Origin of the sequence: Halomonas sp. SIMBA_159, assembly GCF_046536035.1 — a bacterium.
Lineage (GTDB): Bacteria > Pseudomonadota > Gammaproteobacteria > Pseudomonadales > Halomonadaceae > Vreelandella > Vreelandella venusta_A.
Window position 1 is genome coordinate 22,921 of record NZ_JAWJBT010000019.1, and the last position, 14,604, is coordinate 37,524.

The window sequence follows — 14,604 nt, forward strand, 5'->3', positions numbered from 1 at the left end:
TACACTCATGTTCGCTGGTCTACCGGCAAAGCTCAAGTGTTGTTCGGTGTGTCAGGGCAAACGCAAGGCACATTGTGGAAGCGTTGGCAGGCGTGCCGAATGCTTCTATGAGAAAACAGCAATAAATGAGAAACTCTACCAGTATGACGATAGAGGATAGCTTGATGCAGAGTCGCACTACACGCATAGCTGTATGGGATAGGTTCATCCGTTTGTTTCACTGGTCCCTGTTAGCGGCGGTGGTGATTTCGTTTTACACCACCAAAACCACGGGTGCCCCGTTTTTATTTCCCATTGAGGTACACGCCCAGGCCGGCTACGTGATTATTGGCCTGCTTGTTTTTCGTTTTATTTGGGGCTTAGTGGGTTCTACTTATGCTCGTTTTAGCACTTTTCTGTATGGGCCTAAAGCGACCGCACATTACTCGAAGGCGCTGATGACACGGCGCGCCCCGCACTATGCCAGCCACAACCCGCTAGGCGGGTGGATGGTAGTTTTGTTGCTGTTGTCATTGGGGTTTCAAGCCGTCAGCGGACTGTTTTTAAGCGATGATATCTTCTTTCAGGCTCCGCTTTACGGGCTGTTTGGCCCAGCATTGGGCGATGTGCTGCCACGGCTGCATTCGTTGAATAGCGACCTGCTGCTGATATTGATTGGTTTACATCTGGCGGGGCTGGTTTGGCATACTCTGCAGGGCGAGCGCTTAGTCCCCGCTATGCTGACGGGCATCAAGCGTTTTTCAAACGCGCCAGCCGATGCAAAGCCTGCTGCTAACCGTGCGCAAAAGCGCTATGCGATTGGTGCGCTATTGGTTGCAGCAGGCGTAAGTGGTTGGCTCTGGTTTTATTAACCGTTAAGGCGCTGCTGACGGCTGCGAAAACGGGCATACCCCATGCAGGCGGTGAACAGTACCAGCGATACGATGGCTTCTAACACACCGCGGGTGCCTTGCCCTGGCAGCGTAGCCAACATCACCCCTTGAGTGAAATAGAGCAGGCTGACAAAGGCAAGCCAGGCGTGCCCGCGCGCCCGTTGGCCAATAATAGACGGTAGAAACAGCACCAGTGGCAGCACGAAGGCTACAACAGGGCGCCAATTAAACGTCTCGCCTTGTACAAAAAAGCCGCGATAGATGACCAGTAGCAGCAAGACAATGAAGCTACCGATCACCAGTTGCCGCGTCAGCCGGGTGAGCTTATCAATACCATGCTCAGCCTCAAGCCCTTCAAGCCACTGCTTCATGACGATTCCTCCTGACGCATTTTTTGGAGTGCCAGTGCTAATCGTGCTAACCGCTTTCCTTGTGCCTGACACAGTGCGCGTTCGTGCTCGTCAACCGGGCGGTCGCTACGTGCACCGGCAACGTGGCTGGCTCCATACGGTGTGCCACCCTGCTGGGTGCTTAGCAGCTCCGTTTCATTATAGGGAATACCCGCATACACCATGCCGTGATGAAGCAGCGGCACTAGCATGGTCAACAGGGTGCTTTCCTGGCCACCGTGTAAACTGGAGCTAGAGGTAAACGCGCAGGCAGGTTTGTCGATGAGTGCCCCGTTCATCCATAAGCTGCTGGTAGTATCGAGAAAATATTTCATCGGTGCGGCCATGTTGCCAAAGCGAGTGGGGCTGCCTAAGGCAAGGGCACTGCAGTGGCGTAAATCGTCCAGGTCAGCATATACGGCACCTTCCTCGGGGATTTCAGGAGCAACGGCCTCACAGGTCGGTGATACGGCAGGTACTGTGCGCAAGCGGGCTTCAATGCCGGAGATGCTCTCTACGCCAGCCGCTATTTGGCGGGCCATGTCTGCAGTGGCTCCTGAGCGGGAGTAATACAGAATCAGTACATACGGCGTGGCTTCACTCATGGCGTGTCCTAAGCAGTAGGGGTGGCGACCGTATGCGATGCTGTACGGTCACGAAAAACTAGTCGTATGTTACCAGAGCTATTCCCTGGGCAGGAGAGTAGATGTCGTGCTGCCCCAGCGCGGGGAGACGCACGTAGACCCAGGCAGAAGTCCCGTCGGAAAGCGTCTGCTCAACGCGCTCATAGCGAATGCCCAGCCGCTCATAGCGATCCAGCCGAGCCAGCGCTTCGGGCGTTACCGTGAGTAGCAGGCCATCAACATGATTGTCTTCGCTCGCGGCAAGGTCCAGCCCTTTGCGCTTGAATCCATCAAGACGGGCAGGCTGCGGAGAGCCAGAAGAACCCATCACAACCCAGCGTACGGGCAGGTAGCGCAGCGTACCGTAGACAAACACCTGATGGGTGCGCTGCTCAATAGCCGGTAGCGCTTCTGGTCGATCGTAGAACCAGGGGCTTAGCATGGTCAGCCATAGCCAGACGGCCACTCCCATTACGCAGAATAGCGAGACCACCACTAACCGCTTTAACCAAATCATGCCAATATCCTACGCAAAGTGTGACGTTTTAGAGTGAAGAACTGTCGATCACAAGACAAGTCTTAAGCAGTGTCGTTGATTTTGCTACGATAAGCATCGTCGCTTAGGCATTAGACTAAGCATCAGACCCTATCGGAGGAGCCTGTTATGAGCCAGACACTTCGTGATGAGATGGATTTCCGCGCGCTAGTGGGCGATGTGAAGCCACTTCCCCAACGTAATCGCGCAGACACAGGCCCCCAACGTCAGCGGCCCTCAGAAGCCCAGCTGGCTAGGCGTGAAAGCGCTGCCGAGCGCTTAGATGAGCGTAACTTTTTATCTGACGACTTTGTTGACCTGCTGCCACCGTTCGATCCTATCGAGTTTCGTCGTGAAGGGATTCAGCAGGGCGTTGTCGATAAATTAAAGCACGGTGGTTACAGCGTTCAGGCGCAGCTACATCTATTAAGACGACCACTCGCCGAATGCCGCAGGATGCTGTTTCCCTTTATCCAAGAAGCCTATACCCACGATCTACGCTCGGTGTTAATTGTTCACGGAAGAGGGCGAGAGCTCGATAGCCCTGCCAACGTACTGCGTTCTTATATTGCCAAGTGGCTCACCCAGTTTGACGAAGTGCAGGCCTACGTATCTGCTCAGCCATCTGAAGGTGGGCTAGGTGCTACGTGGGTGATGCTGCGTAAAAGCGATCGCGCCAAAGCCAATAACCGAGAGCGCCAGCAGAAACGGCGTGGTTAAACGCAAAAACGCCGACAAGGGCTGGCCCTGTCGGCGTTTGCAGTGCAGTAGAGCGGTTTAGTGGCTAGCCGCTAAACGCTTTTCAAACAGCGCTTGGCGCTCTTCCACATCAGTTTGGTAACGAACGCTAAAGGCGTTCAGAGCGCGAAGTGCATCTTCAGGGTGCTGGTCATCACGCAGTGCCATGGTGGAGAAACCACAGCGGCGCATGTAATCCAACTGATCCACCAGCACATCGCCAACCGCGCGAATTTCACCTGTGTAGCCATAACGCTCGCGCAGCAGTCGGGCGATGGTGTAGCCGCGACCATCAGTGAATGCAGGAAAGTCTACGGCAATGGCAGAGGCGCCTTTCAAAGTGCCGCCAAGCTCGGTAGTGAGTTCAGTGTCACTCGTGAGCAGAGGGGCGAGCTCGTTATCGTCCTGGTTCGCCTGCCAGAGAGCCAATGGAACAAACGCAGGGCGTTGTTCTGGCAATTCGTTGGCATCGTAGGAGACACACCACGCATTCTCTGCAGCCAGCTCACCGTTTTCAATTAAATGATCTACATGAACCGGGGTTTGTTCAACCGCTTCGGTTTGGGTGTCATTGCTGGGCATAAACACGCTCCTTAAAGGGTTTTAGGCCAATGCGGCGATAAGTATCCAGGAAACGCTCGTCTTCGTGACGCTCGGCCACATAGACTTCCAGCACTTTCTCAACCACGCCCGGCACGTCTTCACGGAAGAAAGAGGGGCCCAGAATTTTGCCCAGTGAGGCATCATCGGTGGAGTTACCGCCAATAGAAATCTGGTAGTACTCTTCGCCTTTCTTATCGACACCCAAAATACCGATGTGGCCGACGTGGTGGTGACCACAGGCGTTCATGCAGCCTGAAATGTTCAGATCCAGCGGGCCAAGGTCGTAGAGGAAGTCTAAGTCTTCAAACCGCTCTTGAAGCGCCTGGGCAATCGGAATAGAGACCGCATTGGCAAGGCCGCAATAGTCGCCACCGGGGCAGCAGATAATGTCGTTCAGCGTGCCAACAGTAGGATTGGCCATGCCGAGCGCGTCCAGCTCTCTCCACAGCGCTTCTAGCTCGTCAACCGGCACATCCGATAGCACTAGGTTCTGCTCGTGAGTAACACGCACTTCACCAAAGCTGTAGCGGTCAGCCAAATCAGCAACGGCTTCCATCTGGTCGGCGGTGACATCCCCCGGTGCGTGCTCGCGGCGCTTCAGCGACAGCGTGACGGCTTTGTAGCCCGGCACTTTGTGGTCGGTCACGTTATTGGTCACAAAGCGCGCAAAGCTGCGGTTTTCACTGCGTAGCTTGTCGAAATCTTCCGTGGCGCTCGCTGCTACCGGGCGACGATCAGGCTCAGGGAAGTGCACCTTGGCGGCATCGACCGCTGCTTGGTTCAACGTTTGCGGGCCATCTTTCAGGTGCGCCCACTCTTCATCAACCCGGCGGCGAAACTCTTCAATGCCTAGCGCTTTCACCAAGATCTTAATGCGTGCCTTGAACTTGTTGTCCCGGCGGCCGAACTGGTTGTAAACCCGTACGCAGGCTTCAAGATACGTCAGCAGGTGCTGCCAGGGCAGGTCTTCGCGCACCACATCGCCAATCATGGGCGTGCGGCCCAGGCCACCACCGGCCAGCACTTTAATGCGCAGCTCGCCTTCCTCGTTGCGCCACAGACGCAGGCCAATGTCGTGCACTTGAATAGCTGCGCGATCTTGTGCTGCACCGCTGACGGCAATTTTGAATTTGCGCGGCAGGTAAGCGAATTCCGGATGTAGTGTCGACCACTGACGAATAAGCTCGCACCAGGGGCGTGGGTCTTCCACTTCATCGTTGGCAATACCGGCAAATTGGTCACTGGTGGTGTTACGGATGCAGTTGCCGCTGGTTTGGATGGCGTGCATCTGTACTTTTGCAAGTTCGCCCAGGATATCCGGCACGTCTTCTAGCGCGGGCCAGTTGAGCTGCAGGTTTTGGCGCGTCGTGAAGTGACCGTAGCCGCGGTCGTAGCGGCGGGTAATGTCAGCCAGTGCACGCAGTTGAGCGCCTGCTAGCATCCCGTAAGGGATGGCAATGCGCAGCATGGGTGCGTGCTTTTGAATATACAGGCCGTTTTGAAGCCGTAGCGGGCGAAACTCTTCTTCTCCCAAACGTCCGGCCTGGTAGCGTTCCATCTGATCGCGGAACTGAGCTACGCGCTCGTCAACCAGCGTTTGGTCGTGAATATCATAACGGTACATGGGGCACGATCCTGCTAAAAGCGAAATGGTCACGTCGAGACGGACGGTAATGTGCCGTCACCTTAACGCGGGCGTCATATTCTACAAAAGAATATATAATTATCTTTTTATCGTTAAATGCTATTTAGAAACGTCTATTTTAAAACCGTGGGCCAGCCAGCGGCGTCGCTGCCATACCCACAAAAAACTGCTGGAGTTGAGCAACCGGTAAAAGAGCTGCGTCAACCATACACCGACAAGGCCGTAGCCAAGCCAAATACCCACCCACCAGGCCAGCGGCAAAAAGAGGAGCCACTGCATGCCCAGCGTCAGCAGCATGACGGTGCGCTGCGCACCTGCGCCCATCAATGCCTGCGCCAGCACCAGTGCTGCAGCGTCAAGCACGATCATCAAGCCGGTGATTTTCAGCGGCAGTCTCCCTAGCTGCACCAGCGCCTCATCGGTAAAAAAGATGCTCAAAATGGGCTCGGGCATAACGAGCATGGGTAACGCTAAAACAGTCAGCAGCATACCGGCAACACTTAAGGCGTCAATGCCCCAGCGGTGGGCGGCCTGCTGATCGTCGCGGCCTAGCGCTTCGCCTACAAGGCTCATGGCGGCCACGCCAACGCCAACTCCCGGCAAAATCAGTAAGAGGGATAAATTCACCAGCACATGGCCTACGGCTACGCTGGATGTACCCAACTGGCCCAGCAGCCAAAACAGCACCACGTAGCCTGCGGCAAACCATAGCTGCTGTAGTGAGTGGGGAAACGCGAGCTTCAGAGCGACCTTCACGCCATGCCATGAAGGCAAGAGGCGAGTTAGCGGGGAGCATTGCCGCCACGTAATGACAGCCCAGATGAACAGCCCAAGCAGCAACGAAAGAGTAGTGCCGATAGCGGCGCCGTTTACGCCGAATGCTGGTAACCCCCCAATACCGTAAATCAGCGCCGCGCTGAGGGCGACGTTCACAACATGCACGAACACGATAATACGTAGATAAAGGTGCGTCTGCTGCAATCCATTCCAGTAGCCGCGCAGGCAAAGAGTCAGCGCAATCACCGTGAGCGCTACAACGCGCCAGCGGAAGTACTCAATGGCGATCTGCGTAACTGCATCTGAGGGTGCCATCAGTTGAATGAGGGCAGGCGCTTGCCACCAAGCAAGGCAAGAGAGCGGCACGCCAATGGCTAAGCCAATCATTAAGCCAGCTCGAAGCGGCTGGGTAGTGAGCGGCTGGTCAGTGCAGGCTTTTTCAGCACCTGAAGCATGGGCGGTTTGCGACTGCACGCTGGAGGAGAGCCCGAAGACCAGTGCCGTCATCATAAACATGGCATAGCCACCGATACCGACGCCCGCCAGTGCTTCGTGGCCTAAATGGCCGACCATGGCGGCATCAATAAGGTTGAGCACGCTCTGGGAGAGCATGCCCAACATAATGGGGAAGGCCAAGCGCATGACCTTTCCCTGACGACGAACCACCGGCGACATACGCTGAGGCTATTAGCTAGGGTCGTAAGAGAGTACCGGCGACAGCCAGCGCTCCATCTCCTCCAACGGCATCTGCTTACGCTCAGCCAGCGCTTCGACTTGGTCGCGGGTAATTTTGCCGGTAGAGAAGTACTTCGACTGTGGGTGAGCAAAGTACCAGCCCGATACCGCCGCTGCCGGCCACATAGCGAAATTTTCCGTCAGCGTAAGGCCTGTGTTATCAGGCGCGTTGAGCAAGCGGAAAAGCGTTGCCTTCTCGGTATGGTCGGGGCAGGCGGGGTAGCCCGGTGCAGGACGAATACCTTGGTACTTTTCTGCAATCAGTGCTTCGTTATCCAGCGTTTCTTCGGGCACGTAGCCCCAGAACTCTTTACGCACTCTTTCGTGCATGCGTTCGGCAAAGGCTTCTGCCAAACGGTCGGTGAGTGCCTGCACCATAATAGCGTTGTAGTCATCACCTGCCGCTTCATAGGCCTTGGAAAGCTCGTCAACACCGTGGCCAGTAGTGACGGCGAAGCCGCCAATCCAGTCCGGCTTGCCACTCTCTTTAGGAGCGATGAAGTCGGCTAGGCTGTAGCAGATGCCGTCGCGGCCTTTGGTGGTTTGCTGGCGAATGTGGTGTAAGCGCTCGACTACTTCGGTGCGGCTCTCATCGGCGTAGACTTCAATCACGTCGTCATCCACGCTGTTAGCGGGCCATAAGCCAATCACGCCCCGCGCCTGTACGCGCTTTTCGTCAATCAGCTTGCTTAGCATTACTTTGGCATCGGCAAACAGGTTTTGGGCGGCTTCACCCACCACGTCATCGTTGAGAATCTTGGGGTACTTCCCGGCGAGCTGCCAGCTCATGAAGAAGGGCGTCCAGTCGATACGCTCAACCAACTCTTCCAGGTCGTAATCGTCAAAGGTCATCAGACCCAGCGTGTTCGGCTTGGCAGGGGTGTGATTCGCCCAATCGGTGCGGAAGCGGCGTTTACGGGCTTGGGTGTAATCCAGGTCAGCCGCTTTCGGGCGACGTTTGGCGTTACGCTCGCGCACTTTTTCGTACTCTTCGCGAATTTCGGCCACGTAAGCAGATTTCAAATTGGGTGCCAGCAGCTTGCCAGCCACGCCGACCGCACGGGAAGCATCCGTCACATAAATAACGGGGTGCTCGTACTGCGGCTCGATTTTCACCGCCGTGTGCGCTTTTGAGGTGGTGGCACCGCCAATCAGCAGCGGTAGGTTCATACCACGGCGCTGCATCTCTTTGGCCACATGCACCATTTCATCCAGCGAGGGCGTAATCAGGCCAGAGAGGCCGATGATATCGGCATTGTGGTCGATGGCGGCCTGCAGGATTTTCTCGGTGGGTACCATCACACCCAGGTCAATCACTTCGTAGTTATTACACTGCAGCACGACGCCGACAATATTTTTACCGATATCGTGTACGTCACCCTTCACCGTGGCCATAACGATCTTGCCCTTAGCTTGGGTGTCTTCGCTTTTTTCCGCTTCAATATAAGGGATCAGATAAGCGACCGCTTGCTTCATGACGCGAGCCGACTTGACCACCTGGGGCAGGAACATTTTGCCCGCGCCAAACAGGTCGCCCACCACGTTCATGCCGTCCATGAGCGGGCCTTCGATCACCTCAATGGGGCGAGCGGCCTGCGCACGAGCCTTTTCGGTATCTTCCTCGATAAAGGCAGTCACACCTTTCACCAGCGCGTGTTCAATACGCTTGTTGACGGGCCAGCTGCGCCACTCTAAATCTTCTTTTTTAGCAGGGCCGCTGCCATCCCCTTTGTATTTGTCGGCGAGGTCCAGCAGGCGTTCAGTGCCGTCAGCGCGACGATTCAGTACCACGTCTTCCACTGCATCGCGCAGCTCGGCAGGCAGGTCATCGTAAACCGCTAGCTGACCAGCGTTCACAATACCCATGCTGAGCCCGGCGCGAATGGCGTGGTAGAGAAACACCGAGTGGATCGCTTCGCGTACCGGGTTGTTACCCCGGAACGAGAACGAAACGTTGGAGACACCGCCCGAGATCATCGCGTGGGGCAGGTTCTCACGAATCCACTGAGCCGCTTCAATGAAATCGACCGCGTAGTTATTGTGCTCTTCAATACCGGTAGCAATCGCAAAGATGTTGGGATCAAAAATAATATCTTCTGCAGGAAAGCCGATTTCATCGACCAGCAGGCGGTAGGCCCGCTCACAAATTTCGGTTTTGCGGGCAAAGGTGTCGGCCTGACCCTCTTCATCAAACGCCATGACGACAATCGCCGCACCGAAGCGGCGGCATTTAGTTGCCTGCTCGCGGAAGGCGGCTTCGCCTTCTTTTAGAGAGATTGAGTTAACAACCGCCTTGCCTTGAACGCACTTCAGGCCTGCTTCAATGATGTCCCATTTCGAGGAGTCGATCATGATCGGCACGCGGGCAATGTCGGGCTCGCCCGCAATCAGGTTCAGGAAGCGCACCATGGCTTCCTTCGACTCCAACATGCCTTCATCCATGTTGATGTCGATAATCTGTGCGCCGCTCTCAACTTGCTCAAGGGCAACCTCGAGTGCGGTGGTGAAGTCCTCTTCAACGATTAAACGCTTAAAGCGCGCGGAGCCAGTGACATTGGTACGCTCACCCACGTTCACAAACAGGGAGTCGGCTTCAATATTGTAGGGTTCAAGACCCGACAGGCGGCACGCTTTGCTGCGCTCTGGTATTTGGCGAGGCGCCATAGGACGCACGGCATCGGCAATGGCGCGAATATGTTCCGGCGTTGACCCACAGCAGCCACCGATGATGTTGACTAAGCCGCTTTGCGCAAACTCACCCACAATGGCTGCCATCTCTTCGGGCGTTTGGTCGTACTCACCAAACTCATTGGGCAGGCCCGCATTGGGGTGGGCAGAGACAAACGTATCGGCTTTGGTCGATAGCTCTTCTAGATAGGGGCGAAGTTCTTCCGCGCCCAGTGCACAGTTCAGGCCAACCGAGAGCGGCTGAGCGTGGCGCACGGAGTTCCAGAAGGCTTCCGTGGTTTGCCCGGAGAGCGTACGTCCGGAGGCATCGGTAATCGTGCCAGAAATCATCACCGGCAGGCGGCGGCCTAGATCCTCAAACAGCTCTTCAAGCGCATAAATCGCGGCTTTGGCATTGAGTGTGTCAAAGATGGTTTCGATCATGATGAGATCGGCACCGCCTTCGATCAGCGCATTAGCGGCTTCGTAATAGTTTTCCCGCAGCTCATCAAACGTCACATTGCGTTTAGAGGGGTCGTTCACATCAGGGGAAAGAGACGCCGTGCGGGACGTGGGGCCGAGTACCCCGGCCACGTAGCGTGGGATGTCGGTTTCTGCCGCGACAGCATCACACACTTCCCGCGCCAGCCGTGCTGATTCTCGGTTGAGTTCTGGCACTAAATCTTCCATGCCATAATCAGCTTGCGATAACCGGGTGCTGTTGAACGTGTTGGTTTCTAGAATATCTGCGCCTGCTAATAAGTAGTCGCGATGAATACGCGCAACAACATCTGGGCAGGTAAGCGCCAATAAATCGTTATTGCCTTTTAGATCAGACGGCCAGTCGCGAAAGCGTTCACCGCGAAAATCGTCTTCGCTGAGCTGGGCATTCTGCAGCATGGTGCCCATGCCGCCATCCAGAATCAGGATGCGTTGGGCAAGGCGTTGGGTGAGGGATGCATTCAAATCACTAGCGGCCATGGCAGGGGAAAATCTCCAGCGTCTCAGTCGAAAAGGATATTTTTATAGTCGTCGTCATTAGGTGAGCGGCGGCTATCATACCAAAGGGCGCCCCATAGGGCAGCAAGCGCGGGCGTGAAGTTATTGCAGCATCCTTATTAGCCGCACTCATAGGCGAGAGCAATAGCCGACTAAAACACTCGGGATTGTGTCGGCACGCGGTTTTGCTTACCATAGGGACAAATGACATGTGATGTGGCCTTGCCACTACCACGGGAGGATAACATCCCTTATGACCACGACTATCGAAGCGCCCGGCATTAACATTACCGACAGTGCACAAGACTACTTAGCGGAACTGCTGGAAAAGCAGAACGTTGAAGGCATCGCTGTACGCATCTTCATCACTCAGCCCGGCACGCCCTATGCAGAAACCTGCTTAGCCTATTGCCGTCCTGGAGAAGAAGAGCCTACCGACGTGAAGCTGGAACTTGAGAAGATCGGCGTATTTCTCGATAAAAACAGCCTAGCGTTTTTAGAAGAAGCGGTTGTCGACTTTAACGCTGACCGTATGGGCGGACAGCTGACGATTAAAGCACCCAACGCTAAAATGCCCAAGGTGAATGCCGACAGCCCGCTGGAAGACCGTATCAACTATACGCTCTACAGTGAAATCAATCCTGGACTAGCGGCTCACGGCGGCGAGATTAAGCTTGTCGAGCTGACAGAAGACCGCGTGGCGATTCTAGCGTTTGGCGGCGGTTGCCAAGGGTGTGCAGCGGTGGATCTCACGCTTAAAGATGGCGTAGAGAAAACGCTGATGGATCGCATCCCTGAATTGGCAGGCATTCGCGACGTGACTGACCATACTGATACAACGAACGCTTATTACCGCTAGAGCATCCTTCAGATACTTTGCTAGCGTCGCAAAAGCCCAGCAGGCCACTGCTGGGCTTTTTTTGTGTGCGCTCTGATATGCAAAAACGATAGGCGATAGAAGCCGTTGCTAGCGGTCAACGTTTATTCCATGTAACACTATTGTAAAGCTATTCTCTAAGCCGTCATGGCGAGAGAGTTCCCTACAAAGTGCCATGGAGAGACGGCCATTAAACGCTCATCTGTGTTTTCTAATATCCATAAACCTATCTTTTTCGGGTCGTTGGGCCTGCTACTTGCGGTGACGCTACCGCTCATACTGTTTCCAGAGATGGGGCGTGTTTGGGTGATGGCAGCGCAAAGCTTTGTCACAACCAATTTCGGCGTGCTCTATCTTGCCATGGGTGTCGCTTCGCTGGGCTTTATGTTCTACATCGTGTTTAGCGATATAGGGCAAATCAAGCTGGGTGATGTAGACGCCGAGCCGGAGTTTTCGCTGCTCTCCTGGGGCGCGATGCTGTTTGCAGCAGGCATCGGCGGGGCGGTTGTGTTCTGGGGCATGGTCGAGTGGATGTACTACCTGCAAAACCCTCCCTTCCATGTCGAGCCTTTCTCTGAAGAGGCAACCGCATGGGCGGCGACGTACGGTATGTTCCACTGGGGCCCTATTGCCTGGTCGATCTACCTCGTACCCGCACTGCCCATGGCGTACTTCCTTCACGTTCGTAAACATAAAGTGCTGCGCATCAGTGAAGCTATACGCCCCGTGCTGGGTGAAAAACTGGCCAGAAGCTGGCTGGGTAACATTATCGATATTCTGTTTATTTTCGGCATGCTGGGCGGCGGCGCAACGTCGCTGGGTATTTTGGTGCCGTTGATCAATGAAGGGCTGGGTAACCTGTTCTCTTTCAACCCTAATGCCACCAGCCAAATTGCCGTATTGATAGGAACCACGGCCATTTTTGCCGTGAGCGCGTGGCGCGGTTTGAAGGGCGGCATCGAGATGCTGTCTGACATCAACATGTGGCTTGGTTTGGCTGTACTGCTGTTTGTTCTAGTGATGGGCCCTACGGTATTTATTCTAGATATCGGACTAAATTCTATTGGCCTAATGCTCAGTAACCTCGTTCAAATGGCGACCTGGACCGAACCCTTTGGCGACTTAAGCGGCTTTGAAGACACGGGCTTTCACCAGTCATGGACGATTTTTTACTGGGCGTGGTGGCTAGTGTTTGCCCCAACGGTGGGTCTGTTCATTGCGCGTATTTCTAAAGGACGCCGTATTAAAACTATGGTGGCCGGGTCGATCTTCTTTGGCTCACTGGGCTGCGCGCTGTTTTTTATCATTCTTGGCAACTACGGTCTTTATTTACAACTTTCAGGCACGTTAGACGTCATCCAAGTGATGAACGATCAGTCAGCTAATGCGGCCTTCTATGCAGTTCTGAGCCAACTGCCGCTCTCTTGGCTGGTGACGTTAGCGGTGGTGATTCTGCTGTCTATTTTCACTGCGACAACCTTTGATTCGATTGCCTACATTCTCTCTTCTGCCGCGGAGAAGAAGCTCGATAAAGAGCCTGCGCGGTGGCACCGCCTTTTTTGGGCCTTCACGCTGTCACTGCTGCCAATGTCTCTGCTGTTCTTAGGAGGGCTGCAAACACTACAGACCGCCAGCATTGTGAGCGGTGTGCCGCTGCTGCTGATTTCAGTGCTGCTCATGGTGTCGATGGTGAGGGCGGCGCACTACGATTTGCGCTACCAACCTGACTACGATGAGCCAGAAATCAATATCGAAGAGTTCCCGGAAAACGACCCATGGACCGAAAAGGGTTCGTGGGAGCTACCCGATGAGCAGAGTAGCGAACCCAGCAAATCATAGCCTATACACATAGCCTGCCTGTATAGCTCCTGACTCCTTCATACTGAGTAGCCATCCCACTATTGGGATGGCTTTTTTGTGTCAGCTGTTTCATCGCTGTTGCTAGCCAGTGTATTAGGTAGCTCTGCCAGCTGCGCTTGCAAGGAAGCCATGCGCTGCCATAGCTGCTCTTGCCAGTGCTCACCGTCTCGCGTTTGCTGCTGCTGAGTTTCCAGCGCTTTGTGCGCTTTCTCTAGCGACTCTTCGAGCGTGCTGCGATGGGTATGCAGCTCACCGTTTTGGCGCTCAAGCTCGGTGGTGCGCTGCTTGAGCGAGCTACACTCTTGCTGATAACCCTGAAGAGCGTCATTTTTTTGCTTCAGCTCATGGCTCAGCGCATCTGCTCGTTGCTCCCACTGCTGTAGGCGCTTCTGCAACGCTTTTTCTTCCTGGGCGCGCTCTTGTCGTAACGTATCCAATAGCGCCATCAACTTTCCTTCTGATGCCTCGTTGCGCTGCTCTTCTTGGGCTAAGCGCTGCTCCCAACTCTTCTGCTGCTCTTCGAGCTTTTCACTGTAATGCGTTTGCGCTTCTTTTAACGCTTGCTGGGTTTGGTCTAGCTGATGGCGGTGTTGGGCAGCCTCCTGGTGGAGATTTTCTGCTTGTTGCTGCCAGTGGCGCTCATTGGCTTGGCTCTCTGCCAGCTCTCGATTAAGCGTTTCAAGGCGCTCTTCGGTCTGGCGAAAGTGAGCCGCCAGTGCGCTTTCACGCTGCTCGGCGTTTGCCGCCTGCTGTAGCGCCTCGGCAGCTGCCTGTTGAGCGCTTTCTACTTGGCGATTGGCATCTTCACGGTAGTGAACCAGCGCTTGGTTAGCGACGTCTTGGGCCTCGCGCCATAGCTCGCTGGCGACATTAACGACTACTTCAGGCACGCCTTTGGGGGGCGGTACATCCCGGTTCTGCTCACGCTCGGTACGCCATAAGCGAAAGTGCTCGCTGATCGTTGTAAAGCTTCCCGTGCCCAGCACTTCACGAATGCGCTGCACGCTGGGCGTGTCTCCACGAGCAAGCAGCGTATCGATTGCTTGCTGAACGTCACTGTACTGAATCCCACTGCGAGCCATGATCACCATCCTGACTTAATGAAGAGCGGTATTGTCGACGTTATGCTTGGAAAATACAATAATTACGTAATATGTAAAACGTAATAATATTTATCAAATAGGCATAAAATTCAAGATTACCCCTATTATCTTGAATTTTAAAAGCTGTAGCGTCACACTTAAGCCATTGAATTAAAAAGAAGCAATAGGGCACTGCTATGTC

General features: G+C 54.7%; 12 protein-coding genes. 4 read left to right on the forward strand and 8 right to left on the reverse strand.

All coding sequences use genetic code 11. The annotated features are described in order from the left end of the window. Positions 1-164 precede the first annotated feature (164 nt). Entirely contained in the window at positions 165-851 is a 687-nt protein-coding gene (locus R0J87_RS13405) for a cytochrome b/b6 domain-containing protein (protein WP_498886730.1), read from the forward strand. Here R0J87_RS13405 and R0J87_RS13410 read toward each other — a convergent pair. The 3 genes from R0J87_RS13410 to R0J87_RS13420 are packed head-to-tail and all read right to left on the reverse strand — an operon-like array spanning position 848 to position 2,401. Next, positions 848-1,243, reverse strand: coding sequence for a DUF2069 domain-containing protein (locus R0J87_RS13410; protein ID WP_404466309.1), 396 nt, complete (start codon positions 1,241-1,243; stop codon positions 848-850). The two genes, R0J87_RS13405 and R0J87_RS13410, sit on opposite strands and share 4 nt — an antisense overlap. Next, positions 1,240-1,866, reverse strand: coding sequence for an NAD(P)H:quinone oxidoreductase (gene wrbA / locus R0J87_RS13415; protein ID WP_498886732.1), 627 nt, complete (start codon positions 1,864-1,866; stop codon positions 1,240-1,242). The genes R0J87_RS13410 and wrbA overlap by 4 nt, the downstream gene beginning before the upstream one ends. 58 nt (positions 1,867-1,924) lie before the next feature. Beyond that, the gene (locus tag R0J87_RS13420; protein ID WP_498886734.1) at positions 1,925-2,401 is read right to left on the reverse strand and encodes a gamma-glutamylcyclotransferase family protein; all 477 of its coding nucleotides are present in this window, start codon (positions 2,399-2,401) and stop codon (positions 1,925-1,927) included. A 147-nt stretch (positions 2,402-2,548) separates the two neighbouring features. On the opposite strand from R0J87_RS13420, the gene smrA reads away from it, so the two are divergent. Then, the gene (gene smrA, locus R0J87_RS13425; RefSeq protein ID WP_404345870.1) at positions 2,549-3,139 is read left to right on the forward strand and encodes a DNA endonuclease SmrA; all 591 of its coding nucleotides are present in this window, start codon (positions 2,549-2,551) and stop codon (positions 3,137-3,139) included. A 57-nt stretch (positions 3,140-3,196) separates the two neighbouring features. On the opposite strand, the gene R0J87_RS13430 is transcribed toward smrA, so the two are convergent. The 4 genes from R0J87_RS13430 to metH all read right to left on the reverse strand — a co-directional run bounded on the left by R0J87_RS13430 (position 3,197) and on the right by metH (position 10,565). Then, entirely contained in the window at positions 3,197-3,739 is a 543-nt protein-coding gene (locus R0J87_RS13430; protein ID WP_498886736.1) for a DUF934 domain-containing protein, read from the reverse strand. Continuing rightward, entirely contained in the window at positions 3,726-5,384 is a 1,659-nt protein-coding gene (locus tag R0J87_RS13435) for a nitrite/sulfite reductase (protein WP_498886738.1), read from the reverse strand. The genes R0J87_RS13430 and R0J87_RS13435 overlap by 14 nt, the downstream gene beginning before the upstream one ends. Positions 5,385-5,504: 120 nt before the next feature. Then, positions 5,505-6,857, reverse strand: coding sequence for an MATE family efflux transporter (locus R0J87_RS13440; protein WP_498886740.1), 1,353 nt, complete (start codon positions 6,855-6,857; stop codon positions 5,505-5,507). Positions 6,858-6,869: 12 nt separating this feature from the next. Next, positions 6,870-10,565, reverse strand: coding sequence for a methionine synthase (gene metH, locus R0J87_RS13445; protein WP_498886742.1), 3,696 nt, complete (start codon positions 10,563-10,565; stop codon positions 6,870-6,872). Between the two features lie 271 nt (positions 10,566-10,836). Here metH and nfuA point away from each other — a divergent pair, with 271 nt between their 5' ends. Both nfuA and R0J87_RS13455 read left to right on the forward strand, forming a co-directional pair. Next, entirely contained in the window at positions 10,837-11,442 is a 606-nt protein-coding gene (gene nfuA, locus R0J87_RS13450) for a Fe-S biogenesis protein NfuA (protein ID WP_054645091.1), read from the forward strand. A 222-nt stretch (positions 11,443-11,664) separates the two neighbouring features. Continuing rightward, on the forward strand, positions 11,665-13,299 hold the full coding sequence (locus R0J87_RS13455) for a BCCT family transporter (protein ID WP_498886745.1): 1,635 nt from the start codon (positions 11,665-11,667) through the stop codon (positions 13,297-13,299). Positions 13,300-13,358: 59 nt separating this feature from the next. Here the strand turns inward: R0J87_RS13455 and R0J87_RS13460 are convergent, their stop codons facing one another. Then, on the reverse strand, positions 13,359-14,402 hold the full coding sequence (locus R0J87_RS13460; RefSeq protein WP_498886747.1) for a DNA-binding protein: 1,044 nt from the start codon (positions 14,400-14,402) through the stop codon (positions 13,359-13,361). Between the last annotated feature and the right edge of the window lie 202 nt (positions 14,403-14,604).